Source organism: Streptomyces sp. NPDC053560 (assembly GCF_044544605.1).
Lineage (GTDB): Bacteria > Actinomycetota > Actinomycetes > Streptomycetales > Streptomycetaceae > Streptomyces.
On the sequence record NZ_JBITXI010000005.1, the window covers coordinates 392204 to 411865 of the forward strand.

The 19662-nt window shown below is 67.2% G+C and carries 32 protein-coding genes; 1 reads left to right on the top strand and 31 read right to left on the bottom strand.

Features of this window, described 5'->3' with window-relative positions; all coding sequences use genetic code 11:
• Nucleotides 1-54 precede the first annotated feature (54 nt).
• Nucleotides 55-1674, bottom strand: coding sequence for an ABC-F family ATP-binding cassette domain-containing protein (locus tag ACIGQF_RS14375; RefSeq protein ID WP_399709693.1), 1620 nt, complete (start codon nt 1672-1674; stop codon nt 55-57).
• 109 nt (nt 1675-1783) lie between these two features.
• Here ACIGQF_RS14375 and ACIGQF_RS14380 point away from each other — a divergent pair, with 109 nt between their 5' ends.
• The gene (locus ACIGQF_RS14380) at nt 1784-2623 is read left to right on the top strand and encodes a hypothetical protein (RefSeq protein ID WP_399709696.1); all 840 of its coding nucleotides are present in this window, start codon (nt 1784-1786) and stop codon (nt 2621-2623) included.
• Nucleotides 2624-2683: 60 nt separating this feature from the next.
• On the opposite strand, the gene truA is transcribed toward ACIGQF_RS14380, so the two are convergent.
• The 30 genes from truA to rplD form a co-directional block, all read right to left on the bottom strand.
• A complete protein-coding gene (truA, locus tag ACIGQF_RS14385) occupies nt 2684-3535 on the bottom strand; it encodes a tRNA pseudouridine(38-40) synthase TruA (protein ID WP_399709699.1) in 852 nt (283 codons plus the stop codon).
• 74 nt (nt 3536-3609) lie between these two features.
• Complete coding sequence (gene rplQ / locus ACIGQF_RS14390) at nt 3610-4104, bottom strand: 50S ribosomal protein L17 (protein WP_361558252.1); 495 nt, start codon at nt 4102-4104, stop codon at nt 3610-3612.
• 182 nt (nt 4105-4286) lie between these two features.
• Complete coding sequence (locus tag ACIGQF_RS14395) at nt 4287-5309, bottom strand: DNA-directed RNA polymerase subunit alpha (protein ID WP_003956430.1); 1023 nt, start codon at nt 5307-5309, stop codon at nt 4287-4289.
• A gap of 107 nt (nt 5310-5416) precedes the next feature.
• Complete coding sequence (gene rpsD, locus ACIGQF_RS14400) at nt 5417-6043, bottom strand: 30S ribosomal protein S4 (protein ID WP_361558249.1); 627 nt, start codon at nt 6041-6043, stop codon at nt 5417-5419.
• A gap of 27 nt (nt 6044-6070) precedes the next feature.
• On the bottom strand, nt 6071-6475 hold the full coding sequence (rpsK, locus tag ACIGQF_RS14405; protein WP_004571845.1) for a 30S ribosomal protein S11: 405 nt from the start codon (nt 6473-6475) through the stop codon (nt 6071-6073).
• Between the two features lie 63 nt (nt 6476-6538).
• The gene (gene rpsM / locus ACIGQF_RS14410; RefSeq protein WP_030262856.1) at nt 6539-6919 is read right to left on the bottom strand and encodes a 30S ribosomal protein S13; all 381 of its coding nucleotides are present in this window, start codon (nt 6917-6919) and stop codon (nt 6539-6541) included.
• Between the two features lie 199 nt (nt 6920-7118).
• On the bottom strand, nt 7119-7232 hold the full coding sequence (gene rpmJ, locus ACIGQF_RS14415; protein WP_003956441.1) for a 50S ribosomal protein L36: 114 nt from the start codon (nt 7230-7232) through the stop codon (nt 7119-7121).
• A gap of 59 nt (nt 7233-7291) precedes the next feature.
• Nucleotides 7292-7513 (bottom strand): translation initiation factor IF-1, encoded by a 222-nt coding sequence (gene infA / locus ACIGQF_RS14420; RefSeq protein ID WP_030262853.1) that lies wholly within the window; start codon nt 7511-7513, stop codon nt 7292-7294.
• 182 nt (nt 7514-7695) lie between these two features.
• Nucleotides 7696-8532 (bottom strand): type I methionyl aminopeptidase, encoded by an 837-nt coding sequence (gene map, locus ACIGQF_RS14425; protein WP_399709709.1) that lies wholly within the window; start codon nt 8530-8532, stop codon nt 7696-7698.
• Between the two features lie 138 nt (nt 8533-8670).
• The gene (locus ACIGQF_RS14430) at nt 8671-9327 is read right to left on the bottom strand and encodes an adenylate kinase (RefSeq protein ID WP_399709712.1); all 657 of its coding nucleotides are present in this window, start codon (nt 9325-9327) and stop codon (nt 8671-8673) included.
• The gene (gene secY / locus ACIGQF_RS14435; protein ID WP_361558238.1) at nt 9327-10640 is read right to left on the bottom strand and encodes a preprotein translocase subunit SecY; all 1314 of its coding nucleotides are present in this window, start codon (nt 10638-10640) and stop codon (nt 9327-9329) included. The genes ACIGQF_RS14430 and secY overlap by 1 nt, the downstream gene beginning before the upstream one ends.
• A 272-nt stretch (nt 10641-10912) precedes the next feature.
• Nucleotides 10913-11368 carry a 50S ribosomal protein L15 gene (gene rplO, locus ACIGQF_RS14440; RefSeq protein WP_346092392.1) on the bottom strand — a complete coding sequence of 152 codons (456 nt, stop codon included), beginning with the start codon at nt 11366-11368 and terminating at the stop codon, nt 10913-10915.
• 1 nt (nt 11369) lies between these two features.
• Nucleotides 11370-11552, bottom strand: coding sequence for a 50S ribosomal protein L30 (rpmD, locus tag ACIGQF_RS14445; protein WP_383411262.1), 183 nt, complete (start codon nt 11550-11552; stop codon nt 11370-11372).
• Nucleotides 11549-12154 carry a 30S ribosomal protein S5 gene (gene rpsE / locus ACIGQF_RS14450; protein ID WP_361558231.1) on the bottom strand — a complete coding sequence of 202 codons (606 nt, stop codon included), beginning with the start codon at nt 12152-12154 and terminating at the stop codon, nt 11549-11551. Before rpsE ends, rpmD begins: the two co-directional genes overlap by 4 nt.
• A 46-nt stretch (nt 12155-12200) precedes the next feature.
• Nucleotides 12201-12584 (bottom strand): 50S ribosomal protein L18, encoded by a 384-nt coding sequence (gene rplR, locus ACIGQF_RS14455; protein WP_361558228.1) that lies wholly within the window; start codon nt 12582-12584, stop codon nt 12201-12203.
• A 3-nt stretch (nt 12585-12587) separates the two neighbouring features.
• A complete protein-coding gene (rplF, locus tag ACIGQF_RS14460) occupies nt 12588-13127 on the bottom strand; it encodes a 50S ribosomal protein L6 (protein WP_361558225.1) in 540 nt (179 codons plus the stop codon).
• A 22-nt stretch (nt 13128-13149) separates the two neighbouring features.
• Nucleotides 13150-13548 (bottom strand): 30S ribosomal protein S8, encoded by a 399-nt coding sequence (gene rpsH, locus ACIGQF_RS14465; protein ID WP_260639342.1) that lies wholly within the window; start codon nt 13546-13548, stop codon nt 13150-13152.
• A 239-nt stretch (nt 13549-13787) separates the two neighbouring features.
• Nucleotides 13788-13973 (bottom strand): type Z 30S ribosomal protein S14, encoded by a 186-nt coding sequence (locus ACIGQF_RS14470; protein WP_003956452.1) that lies wholly within the window; start codon nt 13971-13973, stop codon nt 13788-13790.
• A 5-nt stretch (nt 13974-13978) separates the two neighbouring features.
• Nucleotides 13979-14539: a 50S ribosomal protein L5 gene (rplE, locus tag ACIGQF_RS14475; protein ID WP_030262823.1), complete on the bottom strand. Its 561-nt coding sequence runs from the start codon at nt 14537-14539 to the stop codon at nt 13979-13981.
• Nucleotides 14539-14862 (bottom strand): 50S ribosomal protein L24, encoded by a 324-nt coding sequence (gene rplX / locus ACIGQF_RS14480; protein WP_030062892.1) that lies wholly within the window; start codon nt 14860-14862, stop codon nt 14539-14541. Before rplX ends, rplE begins: the two co-directional genes overlap by 1 nt.
• A 3-nt stretch (nt 14863-14865) precedes the next feature.
• Nucleotides 14866-15234 (bottom strand): 50S ribosomal protein L14, encoded by a 369-nt coding sequence (rplN, locus tag ACIGQF_RS14485; RefSeq protein ID WP_003974257.1) that lies wholly within the window; start codon nt 15232-15234, stop codon nt 14866-14868.
• A 131-nt stretch (nt 15235-15365) separates the two neighbouring features.
• Nucleotides 15366-15650, bottom strand: a complete 285-nt coding sequence (gene rpsQ, locus ACIGQF_RS14490) for a 30S ribosomal protein S17 (RefSeq protein ID WP_030619920.1) — start codon at nt 15648-15650, stop codon at nt 15366-15368.
• Nucleotides 15650-15874: a 50S ribosomal protein L29 gene (rpmC, locus tag ACIGQF_RS14495; RefSeq protein WP_004950453.1), complete on the bottom strand. Its 225-nt coding sequence runs from the start codon at nt 15872-15874 to the stop codon at nt 15650-15652. The genes rpsQ and rpmC overlap by 1 nt, the downstream gene beginning before the upstream one ends.
• On the bottom strand, nt 15874-16293 hold the full coding sequence (gene rplP / locus ACIGQF_RS14500) for a 50S ribosomal protein L16 (protein ID WP_052864765.1): 420 nt from the start codon (nt 16291-16293) through the stop codon (nt 15874-15876). Before rplP ends, rpmC begins: the two co-directional genes overlap by 1 nt.
• A gap of 5 nt (nt 16294-16298) precedes the next feature.
• On the bottom strand, nt 16299-17120 hold the full coding sequence (rpsC, locus tag ACIGQF_RS14505; protein WP_361558218.1) for a 30S ribosomal protein S3: 822 nt from the start codon (nt 17118-17120) through the stop codon (nt 16299-16301).
• Nucleotides 17120-17467, bottom strand: a complete 348-nt coding sequence (rplV, locus tag ACIGQF_RS14510; RefSeq protein ID WP_037772835.1) for a 50S ribosomal protein L22 — start codon at nt 17465-17467, stop codon at nt 17120-17122. Before rplV ends, rpsC begins: the two co-directional genes overlap by 1 nt.
• Before the next feature lie 44 nt (nt 17468-17511).
• Nucleotides 17512-17793 (bottom strand): 30S ribosomal protein S19, encoded by a 282-nt coding sequence (gene rpsS, locus ACIGQF_RS14515; RefSeq protein WP_030262810.1) that lies wholly within the window; start codon nt 17791-17793, stop codon nt 17512-17514.
• Between the two features lie 12 nt (nt 17794-17805).
• The gene (gene rplB / locus ACIGQF_RS14520; RefSeq protein ID WP_361558211.1) at nt 17806-18642 is read right to left on the bottom strand and encodes a 50S ribosomal protein L2; all 837 of its coding nucleotides are present in this window, start codon (nt 18640-18642) and stop codon (nt 17806-17808) included.
• A 40-nt stretch (nt 18643-18682) separates the two neighbouring features.
• The gene (gene rplW, locus ACIGQF_RS14525; RefSeq protein WP_030619932.1) at nt 18683-19006 is read right to left on the bottom strand and encodes a 50S ribosomal protein L23; all 324 of its coding nucleotides are present in this window, start codon (nt 19004-19006) and stop codon (nt 18683-18685) included.
• Nucleotides 19006-19656, bottom strand: a complete 651-nt coding sequence (gene rplD / locus ACIGQF_RS14530) for a 50S ribosomal protein L4 (RefSeq protein ID WP_399709728.1) — start codon at nt 19654-19656, stop codon at nt 19006-19008. The genes rplW and rplD overlap by 1 nt, the downstream gene beginning before the upstream one ends.
• Between the last annotated feature and the right edge of the window lie 6 nt (nt 19657-19662).

The window sequence follows — 19662 nt, forward strand, 5'->3', positions numbered from 1 at the left end:
ATACGCCTCCAGCCCCTCCCTCTGGGGACACCCCAGACCCCTCGGGCCTGCCGGCTACCGCTCCCGCGCCACCCGCCGCTCGTCCCACACCGGCTCCGATGTCTCCCGGACCCGGCCGTCCGAGCCGAAGACCAGATACCGGTCGAAGGAGCGCGCGAACCACCGGTCGTGCGTCACCGCCAGCACCGTCCCCTCATACGCCTCCAGCCCCTCCTGCAGCGCCTCCGCGGACTCCAGGTCGAGGTTGTCGGTCGGCTCGTCCAGCAGCAGCGCCGTCGTTCCCGCCAGCTCCAGCAGGAGGATCTGGAAGCGGGCCTGCTGGCCGCCGGAGAGGCGGTCGAAGCGCTGCTCGGCCTGGCGCTCCAGCTCGTACCGGCGCAGCGCGCTCATCGCCTTGCCGCGGTCCTTGGCGTGCTCGGTCCAGAGGATGTCGAGGAGGGTGCGGCCCTCCAGCTCCGGGTGGGCGTGGGTCTGGGCGAAGTGGCCCGGTACGACGCGGGCGCCGAGCTTCCACGCGCCGGTGTGCGCCACGTCTTCCCCGGCGAGGAGGCGCAGGAAGTGGGACTTGCCCGAGCCGTTCGAGCCCAGCACCGCGACCCGCTCGCCGTAGAAGACCTCCAGGGAGAAGGGCTTCATCAACCCCGTCAGTTCGAGGTTCTCGCAGGTCACGGCCCGGACGCCGGTGCGGCCGCCGCGCAGCCGCATGGTGATCTCCTGCTCGCGCGGCGGCTCCTGCGGCGGCCCCGCCTCCTCGAACTTCCGCAGCCGCGTCTGGGCGGCCTGATAGCGCGAGGCCAGGCCGTCGTTGTAGGCCGCCTTGTTCTTCAGCGTGTGGACCAGCTGCTTCAGCTGTACGTGCTTCTCGTCCCAGCGCCGCCGCAGCTCCTCGAAGCGCGCGAAGCGCTCCTTGCGGGCCTCGTGGTACGTGCCGAAGCCGCCGCCGTGCACCCAGACGTCGCTGCCCGCCGGGCCCGGCTCGACGCTGACGATCTTCTCGGCGGAACGGGCCAGCAGCTCCCGGTCGTGGCTGACGAACAGGACCGTCTTCTTCGTCTCCCGCAGCTGCTCCTCAAGCCAGCGCTTGCCGGGCACGTCCAGATAGTTGTCCGGCTCGTCCAGCAGCAGCACCTCCTCCGGGCCGCGCAGCAGCGACTCCAGCACGAGCCGCTTCTGCTCACCGCCGGAGAGCGTCCGCACCTGCCGCCACTGCGCCTTCTCGTACGGCACACCGAGCGCGGCCATGGTGCACATGTCCCAGACCGTCTCGGCCTCGTACCCGCGGGCCTCGGCCCAGTCGCTCAGCGCCTGCGCGTACGCCATCTGCGCGGCCTCGTCGTCCACGGTCATGACGGCGTGCTCGGCCTCGTCCACGGCCTTCGCGGCCGTCCGCAGCCGCTGCGGGGCCACCGACACCAGCAGGTCCCGCACGGTCCGCTCGTCCCGCACCGAACCCACGAACTGCGGCATCACGCCCAGCCCGCCGGTGACCGTCACCGCGCCGCCGTGCGGCTGCAGCTCCCCCGCGATCAGCTTCAGCAGCGTCGTCTTGCCCGCGCCGTTCGCCCCGACCAGGGCGACCGTGGCGCCCTCGCCCACCCGGAAGGAGACGTCGGCCAGCAGCACCCGCCCGTCCGGCAGGTAGTACTCCAGATGTCCCGCTTCCACATGTCCCATACGGGGAATTCTCGGCCCGGGGCACCACACGGAACAAACGGGTTTCCCCGAGCCCGCCCGTCCGGCGGCCGAAGTCCTTCTGTGACCTGTGCGCATTAGGATGCGCGCCATGAGCTTTGGGGAAGGGGGGCCGTTCGGCCCCGGGGGATCCGGTCCGTCGTCCACTCCGGACTGGGCCGCACTGGCGGAACAGAGCGAAGCACGCGGCAAGCGCAGACGCTGGCTCCTGATCGGCGGCGGCGCCGTGGCCACCCTGGCGGTGGCCGGCATCGTCGCCACCGCCGTGATCGCCGGCAACGACAACGGCAAGCCGTCCTCGCTCCCCTCACCGGAGAAGCTTCCCGACGAGCCGGACGACCCGAAGCCCACCTTCTCCGACGTCACGGTCCCGCCCCCGCCGGACCCGATGGACTACATCACCGACAGCAAGAAGGACACCGCGCCGCTCACCGCCGCCTCGCTCTTCCCCGACAAGCAGCTGAAGGCCGGCGACCGCGTCTACCCGAAGGCCACCACCAGCAGCACCGACAGCTGCGCGAGCGTCGCCCAGGGCGGCCTCGGCGCGGTCCTGAAGAAGCACGGCTGCGAGAAGCTGCTGCGCGCCACGTTCTCCCGGGACGGCGTGGCGGTGACCGTGGGCATCGCCCGGTTCGACACCAAGGCAGCGGCGGCCGCGGTGAAGGAGGAGTACAAGCCCAACCTCGCGGCGCTCGCCGGCGGCGAGGTCGCTCCGTTCTGCCAGGGCACCGACTGCCGGACCTCGGCGAACTCGGCCGGCCGGTACGCGTACTTCACGATCGCCGGCTACCTCAACGGCAAGCCCGTCGTCACCAGCGAGACCAAGGCCCTGCAGGCGAGCCGGGACGGTGCCGCGTACGCCTGGAGCCGGGTCATGCAGCGCGGCCGCGACCAGGCCGACGTGGCGGCGAAGAAGCAGCTCCAGGACTGAGGCCGGCCGCGGCGGGCGGGGCGCACGGCCCCGCCCCCGCGCACGGCCCCGCCCCCGCGCTCAGCAGCAGCCCGCGCCCGGCAGGGTCCGCTTGTTCCGCGCTTCCTTGTTGCGGGCGGCCAGCAGCTCGTCGGCCGGGTAGCCGACCTCTTCCAGGGTCAGCCCGTGCGGCCGTACGACGTGCACCGCCGAGTCCCGCACCCCGGCCGCGAGCACCTTGCCCGGCCACTCCACGGGCCGGTGCCCGTCCCCGACGAACAGCAGCGCGCCCACCAGCGAGCGCACCATGTTGTGGCAGAAGGCGTCCGCCTTCACCGTCGCCGTGATGATCCCGTCCGCGCCGCGCTCCCAGCTCAGCTCCTGGAGCGTACGGATGGTCGTGGCGCCCTCGCGCCGCTTGCAGTACGCCGCGAAGTCGTGCTCGCCCAGCAGCGCCTGCGACGCCTCGTTCATCGCCGCGACGTCCAGGTCCCAGTCGTGCCAGAGCACGTGCCCGCGCAGCAGCGGGTCGACGCCGCCGGGGTGGTCGGTGACCCGGTACGCGTACCGGCGCCAGATCGCCGAGAACCGCGCGTTGAAGCCGGCCGGCGCCTCGCTCACCCGCCAGATCCGTACGTCCTTCGGGAGCCGCCCGGCGAGCCGCCGGCGCAGCTTGTCGCCGTGCTCGGCCCACAGCTCCTGCGGCAGGTCCACCTGGGCCACCTGCCCCCGGGCGTGCACGCCCGCGTCGGTCCGCCCCGCCACGGTCAGCTCGTACGTCTCCGACGCCCGCATCACGGTGCGCAGCGCGTCCTCGATCTCCCCCTGGACCGTCCGCCGCTCCCGCTGCTTCGCCCAGCCGGAGAAGTCCTTGCCGTCGTAGGAAAGATCCAGCCGCACCCGGACGAACCCGGGCTCCACCTCATCGCTCACGCGACCATCCTCTCAAGCGGAACGGGCCCGCTCCCCCAGCGGGGAACGGGCCCGTTCAGCGGCCTGGATCAGGCTCAGGCGTCCTTGGACTCCTCGGCCGGGGCCTCGGCGGCCTCGTCCTTGGTCTCCTCGGCCTTGGCGGCCTCGTCGGCCTCCTTCACCGCGCGCTTGGTCGCGGCCTCGGCCTCGTCGACGGTGGCTTTCTTGGCGATCTCGCCCTCGACCAGCTCGATGACGGCCATCGGGGCGTTGTCGCCACGACGGTTGCCGATCTTGGTGATGCGGGTGTAGCCACCCGGGCGCTCGGTGTAGCGCGGGGCGATCTCGGTGAAGAGCGTGTGGACGACGCTCTTGTCCGTGATCGTCGCGAGCACCAGGCGACGGTTGTGGATGTCGCCCTTCTTCGCCTTGGTGATCAGCTTCTCCGCGACGGGGCGCAGGCGGCGGGCCTTGGCCTCGGTCGTGGTGATGCGGCCGTGCTCGAACAGCGACTTCGCGAGGTTCGCGAGCAGAAGACGCTCGTGCGCGGCGCTGCCGCCCAGACGGGCTCCCTTGGCGGGACGCGGCATGGTGTTTCTCCTTCACTCTGCACCGGCCGTGTCAGGTACCGGTGTCAGTTACCGATCGGGCGGGCGCCCGTCGGAAGTTTCCGTGCTGCCGAACAGAAAGCCCGTCCGGCGATTGAGGACAAGGCCTCAGCCCCGACGGCGGGGCAGCCGACCGCATGGGTCGGCCCCCCGCCGTAGGCGGATCAGTACTGCTCGGTCTCGACGAAACCCGCGTCCGCGTCGTCGTCGGCGCCAAAGGCGTCCGCGGCGGCGGTCGGGTCGAATCCGGGCGGGCTGTCCTTGAGGGCCAGGCCCATGCCGGCCAGCTTCGCCTTGACCTCGTCGATCGACTTCGCACCGAAGTTGCGGATGTCGAGCAGGTCGGCCTCGGAGCGGGCGACGAGCTCACCCACGGAGTGGATGCCCTCGCGCTTGAGGCAGTTGTACGACCGAACGGTGAGCTCCAGCTCCTCGATCGGCAGCGCCAGGTCGGCGGCCAGGGCGGCGTCCGTGGGAGACGGGCCCATGTCGATGCCCTCGGCGTCGATGTTGAGCTCGCGCGCCAGACCGAACAGCTCGACCAGGGTCTTACCGGCGGACGCCATGGCGTCGCGCGGGCGCATGGCCTGCTTGGTCTCGACGTCGACGATCAGCTTGTCGAAGTCGGTGCGCTGCTCGACACGGGTCGCCTCGACCTTGTAGGTGACCTTCAGCACGGGGCTGTAGATGGAGTCGACCGGGATACGGCCGATCTCCTGGCCCACCTGCTTGTTCTGGACCGCGGAGACGTAGCCGCGACCGCGCTCGACGGTCAGCTCCATCTCCAGCTTGCCCTTGCCGTTCAGCGTGGCGAGGACCAGGTCCGGGTTGTGGACCTCGACACCGGCCGGGGGCGCGATGTCGGCAGCGGTCACCAGGCCGGGGCCCTGCTTGCGCAGGTACATCACGACCGGCTCGTCGTGCTCCGAGGAGACGACCAGCTGCTTGATGTTGAGGATGAGGTCGGTGACGTCCTCCTTGACGCCCGGCACGGTGGTGAACTCGTGCAGGACACCGTCGATACGGATGGACGTGACCGCCGCACCCGGAATCGAGGAGAGGAGCGTACGACGCAGGGAGTTGCCGAGGGTGTAACCGAAGCCCGGCTCCAGCGGCTCGATCACGAACCGGGAGCGGTACTCGTCGACGACCTCTTCGGTCAACGAAGGACGCTGAGCGATCAGCATGAGGTGTTGCCTCCAGTCTTGGCACCCGCTATTTGATGCCAGTCACTACAAGGGTACGGGCGGTACGGCCCGAAAGAGCCCGTACCGCCCGCGACCGCAGATCCCTACTACTTGGAGTAGAGCTCGACGATCAGCTGCTCCTGCACCTGGGTGTCGATCACCGGGCGCTCGGGCAGGGAGTGCACGAGGATCCGGAGCTTCGAGGGGATCGCCTCCAGCCACGCCGGGACGGTCTTCTCGCCGGCCTCGGCCTGCGCCACCTGGAAGGGGGTCAGGTTCCGAGAGCCCTCGCGGACCTCGATGATGTCGTTCACGGAGACGCGAGCCGACGGGATGTCGGTCTTGCGGCCGTTCACGTTGATGTGGCCGTGACGGACCAGCTGACGGGCGTGGTCACGGGACTTCGCGAAGCCCGCGCGGTAGACCACGTTGTCCAGCCGGGTCTCAAGGATGCGAAGCAGGTTCTCACCGGTCTTGCCGGTCTTCTGGTTCGCCTCCTTGTAGTACCCAAGGAACTGCTTCTCAAGAACACCGTAGATACGGCTGCACTTCTGCTTCTCACGCAGCTGCAGCAGGTACTCGCTGTCCTTGGTGCGCCCGCGACCGTGCTCACCCGGGGGGTAAGGACGGATCTCGATCGGGCACTTTGCGCTCTCGCACTTGCTCCCCTTGAGGAAGAGCTTCTGCTTCTCCCGACGGCAACGCTTGCAGTCGGCCCCGGTGTAACGCGCCATTGTCTAGTTGTCTCCTACTTCAGCGGGTCAGACGCGGCGGCGCTTCGGCGGGCGGCAGCCGTTGTGCGGGGTCGGGGTGACGTCCTGGATCGAACCCACCTCGAGGCCGGTGGCCTGGAGGGAGCGGATCGCGGTCTCACGGCCGGAGCCGGGACCCTTGACGAAGACGTCGACCTTGCGCATGCCGTGCTCCTGCGCGCGACGCGCGGCCGACTCGGCGGCCATCTGCGCGGCGAACGGGGTGGACTTGCGCGAACCCTTGAAGCCCACGTGACCGGCCGAAGCCCAGGAAATCACGTTGCCGGTGGGGTCGGTGATCGAAACGATCGTGTTGTTGAACGTGCTCTTGATGTGAGCGTGCCCGTGGGCGACGTTCTTCTTCTCCTTGCGGCGCACCTTCTTGGCGCCGGCCGTACGGCCCTTCGGAGGCATGAATTACTCCCGTGGAGGTGGTCGGTCCTACAGCGAAGACCGCTGATAAGCGTCCGCTGAGGACTACTTCTTGCCCGGCTTCTTCTTGCCGGCGATCGCGCGACGCGGGCCCTTGCGGGTACGAGCGTTCGTGCTGGTGCGCTGGCCGTGGACGGGCAGGCCACGACGGTGGCGCAGGCCCTGGTAGCAGCCGATCTCGACCTTGCGGCGGATGTCGGCCTGGATCTCGCGACGGAGGTCACCCTCGGTCTGGAGGTTGGCGTCCACGTACTCGCGGATCTTGACCAGGTCCTCTTCGGGAAGGTCACGAACGCGGGTGTTCGGGTCGACACCGGCAGCGGCGAGGGTCTGCTTCGCCAGCGTGCGGCCGATGCCGAAGACGTAGGTGAGGGCGACCTCCACACGCTTTTCGCGCGGGATGTCAACACCTGAAACGCGTGCCATCGAATGGCTCCTGTGTTGAATCGGGGGTCTTCCGCAGAGTCGTTCCTGACCGCCGACCGCTCGCTTCTCGGAGCAGTGGTACGGCCCAGGTCTCCGGCCCCCGCCGGAGGTGTCGTCGGCCATTACGGCCGGACGGGCTCTGCGTATGTACGTATCGCTTGCGTCGCGCGAAGAACTGCGAAATGCAGGTCGGCGTGCGTCAGCCCTGGCGCTGCTTGTGGCGCAGGTTGTCGCAGATGACCATGACCCGGCCGTGGCGGCGGATCACCTTGCACTTGTCGCAGATCTTCTTGACGCTCGGCTTGACCTTCATGGGATGTGAGGTTCTCCGGGTCAGTGCCTTGCCCCACGGGAGCGGGGCGCGGGCAAGATCTACTTGTAGCGGTAGACGATCCGCCCACGCGTCAGGTCGTACGGAGAAAGCTCCACGACGACCCGGTCATCCGGGAGGATGCGGATGTAGTGCATCCGCATCTTGCCACTGATGTGCGCGAGGACCTGGTGACCGTTCTGAAGCTCCACCTTGAACATCGCGTTCGGGAGGGACTCGATCACGGTGCCCTCAATCTCGATGGCACCTTGCTTCTTGGCCACGCTTCGCCCTTCGAATCGGCTACCTTGATCAGCTCTCGTCAGAATCACCCGATTCCCGCGTCCGAGGACGCAGGCATGCAGATGCACGAGAGCCGACGCGTCAGTCTACGTCAGCGCACCCGAAAAGACGAATCCACGATTATTGCCCAGCCTGGGAGATCGTTACGCCAGGGGCTCCGGAGTTACGCCAGGGGATCGGGAGCGGTCTCGATGCCCAGCTCCGCCAGCTTGGCCTTGCCGCCGTCCGGAGCCGTCAGGACCAGCGGGCCCTCTTCGGTCAGCGCGACCGAGTGCTCCCAGTGCGAGGACCAGCCGCCGTCGTTCGACTTTACGGTCCAGTCGTCCTCGAGGACGTGGGTCTTCGCGGTGCCGAGGTTGACCATCGGCTCGATGGCGATGCAGAAGCCCGGGACCAGCTTGGGGCCGCGGCCGCGCTTGCGGTCGACGTAGTTCAGCAGGTGCGGGTCCATGTGCATCTGGGACCCGATGCCGTGGCCGCCGTAGTCCTCGACGATGCCGTACTTGCCGGCGGAGGGGCGCGGCTGGCGCTTGATGTAGCCCTCGATGGCCTTGGAGATGTCGACCAGGCGGTTGCCCTTGCGGACCGCGGCGATGCCGGCCCACATCGACTCCTCGGTCACCCGGCTGAGCTCGACCAGCTCCGCGGAGTGACCGGAGCCCACGAAGGCGGTGTACGCGGCGTCGCCGTGCCAGCCGTCGACGATGGCGCCGCAGTCGATGGAGATGATGTCGCCGTCCTGCAGCACGGTGTCGGCGGACGGGATACCGTGCACGACCACGTCGTTCACCGACGTGCAGATCGTCGCGGGGAAGCCGCCGTAGCCGAGGAAGTTCGACTTCGCGCCGTGCTCGGCGAGCACCTTGCGAGCGGCGTCGTCCAGGTCCTTGGTGGTGGCTCCGGGCACGGCCACCTCACGGGTGGCGGCGTGGATAGCGGCGACGACCAGCCCCGCCTCGCGCATCTTCGCGATCTGCTCGGGGGTCTTGATCTCCAGCATTGAGCTGACGCCTTCCTGAACCGACGACTCGAACGTTTCTTCTTTGTGGGCGGCCCCGAAAAGCCGCTCCCGTACACGATACGGCCGCGGCGCCCCTGCCGGGTGCCGCGGCCGTATCGAAGAGCCGGTGCGTACCGCCTACGCGGCGTCGCGCTCCAGCGCGCCCATGGCCCGCTGCGTGACCTCGTCGACCTTCCCGAGCGCCGGGATGGTCACCACGAGGTCCTGCGCCTTGTAGTAGTCGATGATCGGCTCGGTCTCCGTGTGGTAGACCTCCAGCCGCTTGCGCACGGTCTCCTCGCGGTCGTCCTCGCGCTGGTACAGGTCGCCGCCGCAGATGTCGCAGCTGCCGTCGGTCTTCGACGGGCTGTACTCGACGTGGAAGATGTGCTTGCCGTCCTTGCGGCACATCCGGCGGCCGGAGATCCGCTTGACGACCTCGTCCTCCGGGACCTCCAGGTCAAGCACCGCGTCCAGCTTCAGGCCGGCGTCCTCCAGGATCCCGTCCAGCGCCTTGGCCTGCGCGAGGTTGCGCGGGAAGCCGTCCAGCAGAAAGCCGTCCGCCGCGTCGGCCTGCTCCATGCGGTCCTTGGCCATGCCGATCGTGACCTCGTCCGGCACCAGGTTGCCCGCGTCCATGTAGGCCTTGGCCGCCTTGCCGAGCTCGGTGCCCTGGCTGATGTTGGCGCGGAACAGGTCACCCGTGGAGATGTGCGGGATGGCGAGGTTCTCGGCGAGGTACGCAGCCTGCGTACCCTTGCCTGCCCCAGGAGGACCGACGAGGACGATTCGCATCAGCGGAGGAACCCTTCGTAGTTACGCTGCTGAAGCTGGCTCTCGATCTGCTTCACGGTCTCCAGACCCACACCCACGATGATCAGGATGCTCGTCCCGCCGAACGGGAAGTTCTGGTCCGCGTTGAAGAGCACCAACGCCACGGTCGGCACCAGTGCGATGAGACCCAGATACAGCGAGCCCGGCCACGTGATCCGGTTGAGCACGTAGCTGAGGTACTCGGCCGTCGGGCGACCAGCCCGGATACCCGGGATGAAGCCACCATACTTCTTCATGTTGTCGGCAACTTCTTCGGGGTTGAAGGAGATGGCGACGTAGAAGAAGGCGAAGAACACGATCAGCAGGAAGTACGTAACGATGTAAACCGGGCCATCTCCGCGCTGGAAATGTGTCTGAAGCCACGTGGCCCAGCCGGCCTTGGAGCCACTGAACTGCGCGATCAGCGCCGGGATGTAGAGCAGCGACGACGCGAAAATGACAGGAATCACACCTGCCTGGTTCACCTTGAGCGGGATATAGGTGGACGTTCCGCCGTACGAACGACGACCGATCATCCGCTTGGCGTACTGCACCGGAATACGGCGCTGAGCCTGCTCGACGAAGACCACCAGCGCGATCATGACGAGTCCGATCGCGATCACGGAGCCGAACTCGATCCAGCCGTCGGCGAGCTTGCCGGACACCTTGATCTGCCACAGCGCGGCCGGGAAGCCGGAGGCGATCGAGATGAACATCAGGATCGACATGCCGTTGCCGATACCGCGGTCGGTGATGAGCTCACCCAGCCACATGACGACGCCGGTGCCGGCGGTCATGCAGATGACCATCGTGATGGTCGTGAAGATCGCGGGGTCCGGAATGATCTCGTTGCGCAGGGTGCAGGTGCTGAACAGCGAGCCACTGCGGGCGGTGGCCACGAGGCCGGTGCCCTGAAGGATGGCCAGCGCCACGGTGAGGTACCGGGTGTACTGCGTGATCTTCGCCTGCCCGGACTGCCCCTCCTTCTTCAGGGCCTCCAGCCGTGGGATCACCACGGTGAGCAGCTGAAGGATGATGCTTGCCGTGATGTACGGCATGATCCCCAGCGCGAAAAGTGTGATCTTGAGCAGCGCACCGCCGCTGAACATGTTCACCAGACCGAAAAGCCCACTACCGGAGCCGGCCTGCTTCATGCAGGCTTCGACATTGGAGTAGTTGACTCCCGGAACCGGTACGTGCGCCCCGAGCCGATACACCAGCACGATGCCCAGCGTGAACAGCAGCTTCTTGCGCAGGTCGGGCGTCTTGAACGCTCGGGCGAACGCGGTGAGCACGGTGCCTCCTGCGCCCCCCGCCTCGTGGGCGAGAGGTGACGGTCTTGAGGATCTACGAATACTGAGCGGCCGAAAACCGCGTGGCCCCCGGCCACGCGGCGTATTCTCCGCGGCCCGCCGCATCAGGTACCCGACGCGGCAGTCCCCGGCGAAAGTACAGCAATAGTGCACGCCACCTTACCGGCGACCATGCCCCCCTTGGAACGACCAACCGGGGATGCCCCAATTCGTGGGCATCCCCGGTCAGTTGATTCACTCGCGTGCGAGCCGCGTCAGAGCAGCTCGGTGACGCTGCCGCCCGCGGCGGCAATCTTCTCCTTGGCGGAGCCGGAGACGGCGTCGACCGTCACCTGCAGCGCCACGGAGATCTCGCCCTGGCCCAGGACCTTGACGAGCTCGTTGTTGCGCACCGCGCCCTTGGCGACCAGGTCGGCCACCGTGACCTCGCCACCCTGCGGGTAGAGCGCGGCCAGCTTCTCCAGGTTCACGACCTGGAACTGCTTGTGGGCGGGGTTCTTGAAGCCCTTCAGCTTCGGGAGGCGCATGTGGAGGGGCATCTGCCCACCCTCGAAGCGCTCCGGAACCTGGTAACGGGCCTTCGTGCCCTTGGTACCACGACCAGCGGTCTTACCCTTGGACGCCTCACCACGACCCACACGGGTCTTGGCGGTCTTGGCGCCCGGGGCAGGACGGAGGTTGTGGACCTTCAGCGGGTTGTTCTCCGCCATGTCAGTCGACCTCCTCGACCGTCACGAGGTGACGCACGGTGTGCACCATGCCGACGACCTCGGGACGGGCATCCCGCACGACGCTGTCGTTCAGCCGCTTGAGGCCGAGCGAACGCAGCGTGTCACGGTGGTTCTGCTTGCTACCGATGTAGGACTTGGTCTGGGTGATCTTGATGCGCATCACGCGTTCACCCCGGCACGCGCCCGCAGCAGAGCGGCGGGAGCAACGTCCTCCAGCGGCAGACCACGACGGGCAGCGATCTCCTCGGGCCGCTTGAGGCCCTGGAGCGCCGTCACCGTGGCGTGCACGATGTTGATCGGGTTCGACGAACCGAGCGACTTGCTCAGCACGTCGTGAATGCCGGCGCACTCGAGCACGGCGCGCACCGGGCCACCGGCGATCACACCGGTACCGGGGGAAGCAGGCTTGAGCAGGACGACGCCCGCGGCCTTCTCGCCCTGGATGGGGTGCGGGATGGTGCCGGCGATACGGGGGACCTTGAAGAAGTGCTTCTTGGCCTCCTCAACGCCCTTGGCGATGGCGGCCGGCACCTCCTTGGCCTTGCCGTAACCGACACCCACGGTGCCGTCACCGTCGCCCACCACGACCAGCGCGGTGAAGCTGAAGCGACGACCACCCTTCACAACCTTGGCGACACGGTTGATGGCGACAACACGCTCGACGTAGGCGGTCTTCTCGGCAGCTGCGCCGCCGTCCCGCCGGTCCTTACGGTCCCGCCGCTCGCCGCCACCGGCGCCGCCACCGCGGCGCTGGGGTCCAGCCATTGGAATTACCTCTCTCTGTTACGTCCGCTAGCTACGGAACCGGGGCTCAGAACTTCAGCCCGGCTTCGCGGGCGGCGTCGGCCAGAGCGGCAATCCGCCCTGCGTACTGCTTGCCACCACGGTCGAACACGACGGCCTCGACACCGGCAGCCTTGGCACGCTCGGCGACCAGGGCGCCGACCTGCTTCGCCTGGGCGCTCTTGTCGCCCTCGCCACCGCGGATCGACGCGTCCAGGCTCGACGCCGAGGCCACGGTGTGGCCCTTGATGTCGTCGATGACCTGCGCAGTGATGCCACGGTTGGAGCGCGTCACGACCAGACGAGGACGCTCCGGGGTACCCGAAATCCGCTTGCGGATGCGGATGTGGCGACGCTTAGCGGCGGCGCGCTTGTAGGCGTCGCCCTTCGCGATCTTCACACCGTATGCCATGGCTTACTTACCAGCCTTTCCGACCTTGCGGCGGATGACCTCGCCGGCGTACTTGACGCCCTTGGCCTTGTACGGGTCGGGCTTGCGCAGCTTGCGGATGTTCGCGGCGACCTCGCCGACCTTCTGCTTGTCGATGCCCTCGACGCTGAGCTTGGTCGGGGACTCGACCTTGAACGAGATCCCCTCGGGGGCCTCGACCAGGATCGGGTGGCTGTAGCCCAGCGAGAACTCCAGGTTGGAGCCCTTCGCCTGGACGCGGTAACCCACACCGCTGATCTCGAGCGCCTTGCTGTAGCCCTGGGTCACGCCGGTGATCATGTTCGCCACCAGCGTGCGGGACAGGCCGTGCAGGGCCTTGTTCTGACGCTCGTCGTTCGGGCGGGTGACGGCAATGGCGCCGTCCTCACCCTTGGCGACATCGATCGGCGCGGCGACGGTGTGCTGAAGGGAACCCTTGGGGCCCTTCACGGAGACCGTCCGGCCGTCGATGGTGACGTCCACACCAGCGGGAACCTGGATGGGCAGCTTGCCAATACGCGACATTAGCTATTCCTCCGTTCCCTGGTTACCAGACGTAGGCGAGAACTTCTCCGCCTACACCCTTCTTGCTGGCCTGCTGACCGGTCAGGAGACCGTGGGACGTGGAGATGATCGCCACGCCCAGGCCGCCGAGGACCTTCGGCAGGTTGGTGGACTTTGCGTAGACCCGCAGGCCCGGCTTCGAAATCCGCTTGATGCCGGCGATCGAGCGCTCGCGGTTCGGGCCGAACTTCAGCTCGAGGACGAGGTTCTTGCCGACCTCGGCGTCCTCGACCTTCCAGCCGGTGATGTAGCCCTCCTGCTGGAGGATCTCCGCGATGTGCGACTTGATCTTGCTGTGCGGCATCACGACGGTGTCGTGGTACGCCGAGTTCGCGTTCCGCAGACGGGTCAGCATGTCTGCGATGGGGTCAGTCATGGTCATGAATTGGCCTTCGGCCTCTCTCGCCGGGGTTTCCTATATGCGCCATCCCTCTCCCCACTCCTTGGCGGGACGGGTGCGGCACGGGGACCTACGGCGTAGTAAGCGACTTTGAGCGGACGCGAGGTCCGCGGTCGGTCTCGGGCGGCGGGCGCCCAACCCTTCCACTCTAGGTGATGAAGGGGTAGGCCCCCGCCGTCCGGCTGCTTACCGAGAGTCTCCAGAAATTCCCAAGTAGGGAATTACCAGGAGCTCTTGGTCACGCCCGGCAGCTCGCCACGGTGAGCCATCTCACGAAGGCACACGCGGCAGAGGCCGAACTTGCGGTAGACGGAGTGCGGACGGCCGCAGCGCTGGCAGCGGGTGTACGCACGCACACCGAACTTGGGCTTACGAGCAGCCTTGGCAATCAGAGCCTTCTTCGCCATCTCGCTCACGCCTCCTTGAACGGGAAGCCGAGGTGACGCAGAAGGGCACGGCCCTCGTCGTCGTTGGTCGCCGTGGTGACCACGGTGATGTCCATACCCCGGGTGCGGTCGATCTTGTCCTGGTCGATCTCGTGGAACATGACCTGCTCCGTGAGACCGAAGGTGTAGTTGCCGCGGCCGTCGAACTGCTTCGGCGACAGACCACGGAAGTCGCGGATGCGCGGCAGCGCGAGCGACAGCAGGCGGTCCAGGAACTCCCACATGCGGTCACCGCGGAGGGTGACGTGGGCACCGATCGGCTGGCCCTCACGCAGCTTGAACTGCGCGATGGACTTACGGGCCTTGGTCACGGCCGGCTTCTGGCCGGTGATCGTGGTGAGGTCGCGGATGGCGCCCTCGATCAGCTTGGAGTCGCGGGCGGCGTCGCCCACACCCATGTTGACCACGATCTTGGTCAGGCCGGGGATCTGCATGACGTTCTCGTACGAGAACTCGTCCTTCAGCTTCCCGGCGATCTCTTCGCGGTAGCGCTGCTTGAGGCGCGGTGCGTTGGTGGTGGCAGTCATCAGATGTCCTCACCGGTCCGCTTGGCAACGCGGATCTTGTTGCCCTCGTCGTCGAAGCGGTACCCGACGCGGGTGACGACCTTGTTGCCGTCCTTCTCCACCACGAGCTGAACGTTGCTCACGTGGATCGGGGCCTCGGTCGTCACGATGCCGCCGGTCTTCGAACCACGAGCGGTCTGGCCGGCCTTGGTGTGCTTCTTGACCCGGTTGACACCCTCGACCAGGACGCGGTCCTCGCGGGGGAAGGCCTGAATGACCTTGCCCTGCTTGCCCTTGTCCTTACCGGTGATGACCTGGACCAGGTCGCCCTTCTTGATCTTCATCGGTTACAGCACCTCCGGCGCGAGCGAGATGATCTTCATGAACTTCTTCTCGCGCAGCTCACGGCCCACGGGGCCGAAGATACGGGTGCCGCGGGGGTCGCCATCGTTCTTGAGGATGACGGCCGCGTTCTCGTCGAAGCGGATGTACGAACCGTCGGGACGGCGGCGCTCCTTCACGGTGCGCACGATGACCGCCTTGACGACGTCACCCTTCTTCACGTTGCCACCGGGGATCGCATCCTTCACGGTGGCGACGATGACGTCACCGATGCCCGCGTAGCGTCGGCCCGAGCCACCGAGAACACGGATGGTGAGAATTTCCTTCGCACCCGTGTTGTCGGCGACGCGCAGCCGAGACTCCTGCTGGATCACGTCTATCTCCTGATCGTCTGCCGGTTCCCGGCAGGGACGCTCCTAGTGGTGCGTCCCTGCCGAGCCTGGCGGAACTTTTCCGAGGGAATCCCCCTCGGGGGGATGTGCTTGCCTGAATTCCCTAAAGGGAATTACTTGGCCTTCTCGAGGATCTCGACGACGCGCCAGCGCTTCGTCGCGGACTGCGGCCGGGTCTCCATGAGGAGGACACGGTCGCCGACACCCGCGGCGTTCTGCTCGTCGTGCGCCTTGAGCTTGTTGGTACGACGGATGACCTTGCCGTACAGCGCGTGCTTGACGCGGTCCTCGACGGCGACGACGACGGTCTTGTCCATCTTGTCGCTGACGACCAGACCCTCACGGGTCTTGCGGAAGCCGCGCTCCTGCTTCTTCTCAGTCACATTCGTCTCGCTCATCAGGCGCTCTCCACCGTCTCGATGCCGAGCTCGCGCTCACGCATCAGGGTGTAGATCCGGGCGATGTCCTTGCGGACGGCCTTCAGCCGGCCGTGGTTCTCAAGCTGTCCGGTCGCCGCCTGGAAGCGGAGGTTGAACAGCTCCTCCTTGGCCTCACGAAGCTTCGCAACGAGGTCCTCGTTGTTCAGCTCGCGCAGCTCGGTCGCCTTGGTACCGGCCGCCATCACGACTCACCTGCCTCGCGCCGCACGATGCGGCACTTCATCGGAAGCTTGTGGGCGGCGCGGGTCAGCGCCTCCTTGGCAACCTTTTCGTTCGGGAAGGACAGCTCGAACATCACCCGGCCGGGCTTGACGTTCGCGACCCACCACTCCGGAGAACCCTTACCGGAACCCATGCGGGTCTCGGCAGGCTTCTTCGTCAGCGGACGGTCGGGGTAGATGTTGATCCACACCTTGCCGCCACGCTTGATGTGACGGGTCATGGCGATACGAGCGGACTCGATCTGCCGGTTCGTCACGTAGGCCCCGGTCAGGGCCTGGATACCGTACTCACCGAAAGCGAGCTCGGTACCACCCTTGGCCATGCCATGGCGCTTGGGGTGGTGCTGCTTGCGGTGCTTGACCCTGCGAGGGATCAGCATGTCGGTCAGGCCTCCGTTCCGGTGCTCTCAGCCGGAGCAGCGGCAGCGGCCTCGGCCTTGGGGGCCTCGGCAGCGGCGTTCTGCTGCTGCGGCTTGCGGCCGCGACCACCGCGCTCGCCACCGCGACGCGGGCGGTCGTTGCCACCGCGGGCCGGGCGGTTACCCGCACGGGCAGCGGCGTTCTCCGCGCGAACCTCGGCGATGTTCTTGACGTCGCCCTTGTAGATCCAGACCTTCACGCCGATGCGGCCGAAGGTCGTACGGGCCTCGAAGAAGCCGTAGTCGACGTTCGCACGGAGCGTGTGCAGGGGCACACGGCCCTCGCGGTAGAACTCCGAGCGGGACATCTCGGCGCCGCCGAGACGACCGCCGCACTGGATCTTGATGCCCTTGGCGCCGGCCTTCATCGTCGACTGCATGCTCTTACGCATGGCGCGACGGAAGGAGACACGCGAGGACAGCTGCTCCGCGACGGCCTGCGCGACCAGCTGAGCGTCAGTCTCGGGGTTCTTGACCTCGAGAATGTTCAGCTGGACCTGCTTGCCGGTGAGCTTCTCCAGCTCACCGCGGATGCGGTCGGCCTCGGCGCCGCGGCGGCCGATGACGATGCCCGGACGGGCGGTGTGGATGTCAACGCGGACGCGCTCACGGGTGCGCTCGATCTCCACCTTGGAGATACCGGCGCGCTCCATGCCCTTCGTCATCATGCGACGAATGGCGACGTCTTCCTTGACGTAGTCCTTGTACAGCTTGTCGGCGTACCAGCGGCTCTTGAAGTCCGTGGTGATGCCGAGCCGGAACCCGTGCGGGTTTACCTTCTGGCCCATTACCGGGTTCCTTCCTTGCTGCTGACGACCACGGTGATGTGGCTGGTCCGCTTGCGGATCCGGTAGGCACGGCCCTGGGCGCGCGGACGGAAGCGCTTCAGGGTCGGGCCCTCGTCGACGTACGCCTCGCTGATGAACAGCTGGGAGGCGTCCGTGTGGTCGTAGTTGTGCGCGGCGTTGGCAATGGCACTGTCCAGCACCTTGCCCACCGGCACGCTCGCGGCCTGCGGGGCGAAACGCAGGACCGCCTGAGCCTCCGTGGCATCCATGCCACGGACAAGGTCCACCACGCGGCGGGCCTTCATGGGCGTGACACGCACGTAGCGCGCCTGGGCCCTGGCTTCCATGGTTGTCCCTTCGGTGTCAGTCATAGTCTTCGCTCTTCCGCAGATCAGCGACGACGCGACTTGCGGTCGTCCTTCTCGTGGCCGCGGAAGGTGCGGGTCGGCGCAAACTCGCCGAGCTTGTGGCCGACCATCGACTCGGTGACGAACACCGGGACGTGGGTCTTGCCGTTGTGCACCGCCAGCGTGTGGCCAAGCATGGCCGGCACGATCATGGAGCGACGGGACCAGGTCTTGATGACGTTCTTGGTGCCGGCTTCGTTCTGAACATCCACCTTCTTGATCAGGTGGTCGTCGACGAAGGGCCCCTTCTTGAGACTGCGCGGCATCTAAACCCGCTCCTAGCGCTTCTTGTTCGTCTTGCGGCGGCGGACGATGTACTTGTTCGAAGCCTTCTTAGGCGAACGCGTACGACCCTCCTTCTGACCCCACGGCGAGACCGGGTGGCGACCACCGGAGGTCTTGCCCTCACCACCACCGTGCGGGTGGTCGACGGGGTTCATCACGACACCACGCACGGTCGGGCGGACGCCCTTCCAGCGCATGCGGCCGGCCTTGCCCCAGTTGATGTTCGACTGCTCGGCGTTGCCGACCTCGCCGACAGTGGCGCGGCAGCGAACGTCGACCAGGCGGATCTCACCGGACGGCATACGCAGGTGGGCCATCTGGCCCTCCTTCGCCAGCAGCTGCACGGAGGCACCCGCGGAGCGGGCGAACTTCGCGCCGCCGCCGGGCCGCAGCTCGATGGCGTGGAGCGTCGTACCGACCGGGATGTTGCGCAGCGCCAGGTTGTTGCCGGGCTTGATGTCGGCGCCAGGGCCGTTCTCAATCCGGTCACCCTGCGACAGACCGCGAGGCGCCAGGATGTAGCGCTTCTCGCCGTCCGCGTAGTGCAGGAGCGCGATGCGCGCGGTGCGGTTGGGGTCGTACTCGATGTGCGCGACCTTGGCCGGCACGCCGTCCTTGTCGTGACGACGGAAGTCGATCACTCGGTAGGCGCGCTTGTGGCCACCGCCCTGGTGGCGAACGGTCACACGACCGGCGTTGTTACGGCCGCCCTTGCTGTGCAGCGGGCGAACCAGCGACTTCTCCGGCGTGGACCGCGTGATCTCGACAAAGTCGGCGACGCTGGAGCCACGACGGCCCGGGGTCGTCGGCTTGTACTTGCGGATACCCATTTCTCAGTCCTCGTCCGATTCCGGACGATCCAGACCGCCGTTAGGCGGTCGGACCGCCGAAGATGTCGATGCGGTCGCCCTCGGCGAGGGTCACGATGGCGCGCTTGGTGTCAGCGCGCTTGCCGAAACCGGTGCGGGTGCGCTTGCGCTTGCCCTGCCGGTTGATCGTGTTCACCCCGGTGACCTTGACCGAGAAGACCGCCTCGACGGCCTGCTTGATCTGGGTCTTGTTGGCACGCGGGTCGACGATGAACGTGTACTTGTTCTCGTCCAGCAGCGCGTAGCTCTTCTCGGACACGACGGGCTTCACGAGCACGTCACGGGGGTCCGTGAAGGTCTTGCTGGTGACGACGGCCTCACTCATCAGGCGTCGCTCCCTTCGGTCTCAACGGCCTTGGGGCCAGACACGAAGGACTCGAGAGCGGCCTTGGTGAAGACCACGTCGTCGGAGACGAGCACGTCGTACGTGTTCAGCTGGCCCGGCTCCAGGATGTGAACCTGGGGCAGGTTGCGGGCGGACAGCCACGCGGCCTCGTCGGAACGCTCGGCGACCAGGAGCAGGTTCTTGCGCTCCGAGATCTTGCCGAACAGCGTCTTGGCGGCCTTGGTGGAGGTCGCGCCCTCGACCACGCCGGAAACGACGTGGACACGAGCGTTGCGGGCCCGGTCGGTGAGGGCACCGCGCAGGGCGGCGGCCTTCATCTTCTTCGGGGTCCGCTGCGAGTAGTCACGCGGCACGGGGCCGTGGACGACGCCACCACCGGCGAACTGCGGCGCACGGGTCGAACCCTGACGCGCGCGGCCGGTGCCCTTCTGGCGGTACGGCTTCTTGCCACCGCCGCGGACCTCGCCACGGGTCTTGGTCTTGTGCGTGCCCTGACGGGCAGCGGCCAGCTGTGCGACGACGACCTGGTGGATCAGCGGAACGCTGACCTTCGCGTCGAAGATCTCCGCGGGGAGCTCGACGGTCCCGGCCTTGTCGCCTGCCGGCGAAAGGATGTCAATGGTGCTCATCGGTTA

What these genes read in the sequence shown, in the direction of transcription:
- ACIGQF_RS14375 (WP_399709693.1), bottom strand. Translation starts at nt 1,674, where the DNA reads ATGGGACATGTGGAAGCGGGACATCTGGAGTACTACCTGCCGGACGGG.
- ACIGQF_RS14380 (WP_399709696.1), top strand. Translation starts at nt 1,784, where the DNA reads ATGAGCTTTGGGGAAGGGGGGCCGTTCGGCCCCGGGGGATCCGGTCCG.
- rplQ (WP_361558252.1), bottom strand. Translation starts at nt 4,104, where the DNA reads ATGCCGCGTCCCGCCAAGGGAGCCCGTCTGGGCGGCAGCGCCGCGCAC.
- ACIGQF_RS14395 (WP_003956430.1), bottom strand. Translation starts at nt 5,309, where the DNA reads ATGCTGATCGCTCAGCGTCCTTCGTTGACCGAAGAGGTCGTCGACGAG.
- rpsD (WP_361558249.1), bottom strand. Translation starts at nt 6,043, where the DNA reads ATGGCGCGTTACACCGGGGCCGACTGCAAGCGTTGCCGTCGGGAGAAG.
- rpsK (WP_004571845.1), bottom strand. Translation starts at nt 6,475, where the DNA reads ATGCCTCCGAAGGGCCGTACGGCCGGCGCCAAGAAGGTGCGCCGCAAG.
- rpsM (WP_030262856.1), bottom strand. Translation starts at nt 6,919, where the DNA reads ATGGCACGCGTTTCAGGTGTTGACATCCCGCGCGAAAAGCGTGTGGAG.
- rpmJ (WP_003956441.1), bottom strand. Translation starts at nt 7,232, where the DNA reads ATGAAGGTCAAGCCGAGCGTCAAGAAGATCTGCGACAAGTGCAAGGTG.
- map (WP_399709709.1), bottom strand. Translation starts at nt 8,532, where the DNA reads ATGCTGGAGATCAAGACCCCCGAGCAGATCGCGAAGATGCGCGAGGCG.
- ACIGQF_RS14430 (WP_399709712.1), bottom strand. Translation starts at nt 9,327, where the DNA reads ATGCGAATCGTCCTCGTCGGTCCTCCTGGGGCAGGCAAGGGTACGCAG.
- rplO (WP_346092392.1), bottom strand. Translation starts at nt 11,368, where the DNA reads ATGGCGGAGAACAACCCGCTGAAGGTCCACAACCTCCGTCCTGCCCCG.
- rpsE (WP_361558231.1), bottom strand. Translation starts at nt 12,154, where the DNA reads ATGGCTGGACCCCAGCGCCGCGGTGGCGGCGCCGGTGGCGGCGAGCGG.
- rplR (WP_361558228.1), bottom strand. Translation starts at nt 12,584, where the DNA reads ATGGCATACGGTGTGAAGATCGCGAAGGGCGACGCCTACAAGCGCGCC.
- rplF (WP_361558225.1), bottom strand. Translation starts at nt 13,127, where the DNA reads ATGTCGCGTATTGGCAAGCTGCCCATCCAGGTTCCCGCTGGTGTGGAC.
- rpsH (WP_260639342.1), bottom strand. Translation starts at nt 13,548, where the DNA reads ATGACCATGACTGACCCCATCGCAGACATGCTGACCCGTCTGCGGAAC.
- ACIGQF_RS14470 (WP_003956452.1), bottom strand. Translation starts at nt 13,973, where the DNA reads ATGGCGAAGAAGGCTCTGATTGCCAAGGCTGCTCGTAAGCCCAAGTTC.
- rplE (WP_030262823.1), bottom strand. Translation starts at nt 14,539, where the DNA reads ATGACTGCCACCACCAACGCACCGCGCCTCAAGCAGCGCTACCGCGAA.
- rplX (WP_030062892.1), bottom strand. Translation starts at nt 14,862, where the DNA reads ATGAAGATCAAGAAGGGCGACCTGGTCCAGGTCATCACCGGTAAGGAC.
- rpsQ (WP_030619920.1), bottom strand. Translation starts at nt 15,650, where the DNA reads ATGAGCGAGACGAATGTGACTGAGAAGAAGCAGGAGCGCGGCTTCCGC.
- rpmC (WP_004950453.1), bottom strand. Translation starts at nt 15,874, where the DNA reads ATGGCGGCCGGTACCAAGGCGACCGAGCTGCGCGAGCTGAACAACGAG.
- rplP (WP_052864765.1), bottom strand. Translation starts at nt 16,293, where the DNA reads ATGCTGATCCCTCGCAGGGTCAAGCACCGCAAGCAGCACCACCCCAAG.
- rpsC (WP_361558218.1), bottom strand. Translation starts at nt 17,120, where the DNA reads ATGGGCCAGAAGGTAAACCCGCACGGGTTCCGGCTCGGCATCACCACG.
- rplV (WP_037772835.1), bottom strand. Translation starts at nt 17,467, where the DNA reads ATGGAAGCCAGGGCCCAGGCGCGCTACGTGCGTGTCACGCCCATGAAG.
- rpsS (WP_030262810.1), bottom strand. Translation starts at nt 17,793, where the DNA reads ATGCCGCGCAGTCTCAAGAAGGGGCCCTTCGTCGACGACCACCTGATC.
- rplB (WP_361558211.1), bottom strand. Translation starts at nt 18,642, where the DNA reads ATGGGTATCCGCAAGTACAAGCCGACGACCCCGGGCCGTCGTGGCTCC.
- rplW (WP_030619932.1), bottom strand. Translation starts at nt 19,006, where the DNA reads ATGAGTGAGGCCGTCGTCACCAGCAAGACCTTCACGGACCCCCGTGAC.
- rplD (WP_399709728.1), bottom strand. Translation starts at nt 19,656, where the DNA reads ATGAGCACCATTGACATCCTTTCGCCGGCAGGCGACAAGGCCGGGACC.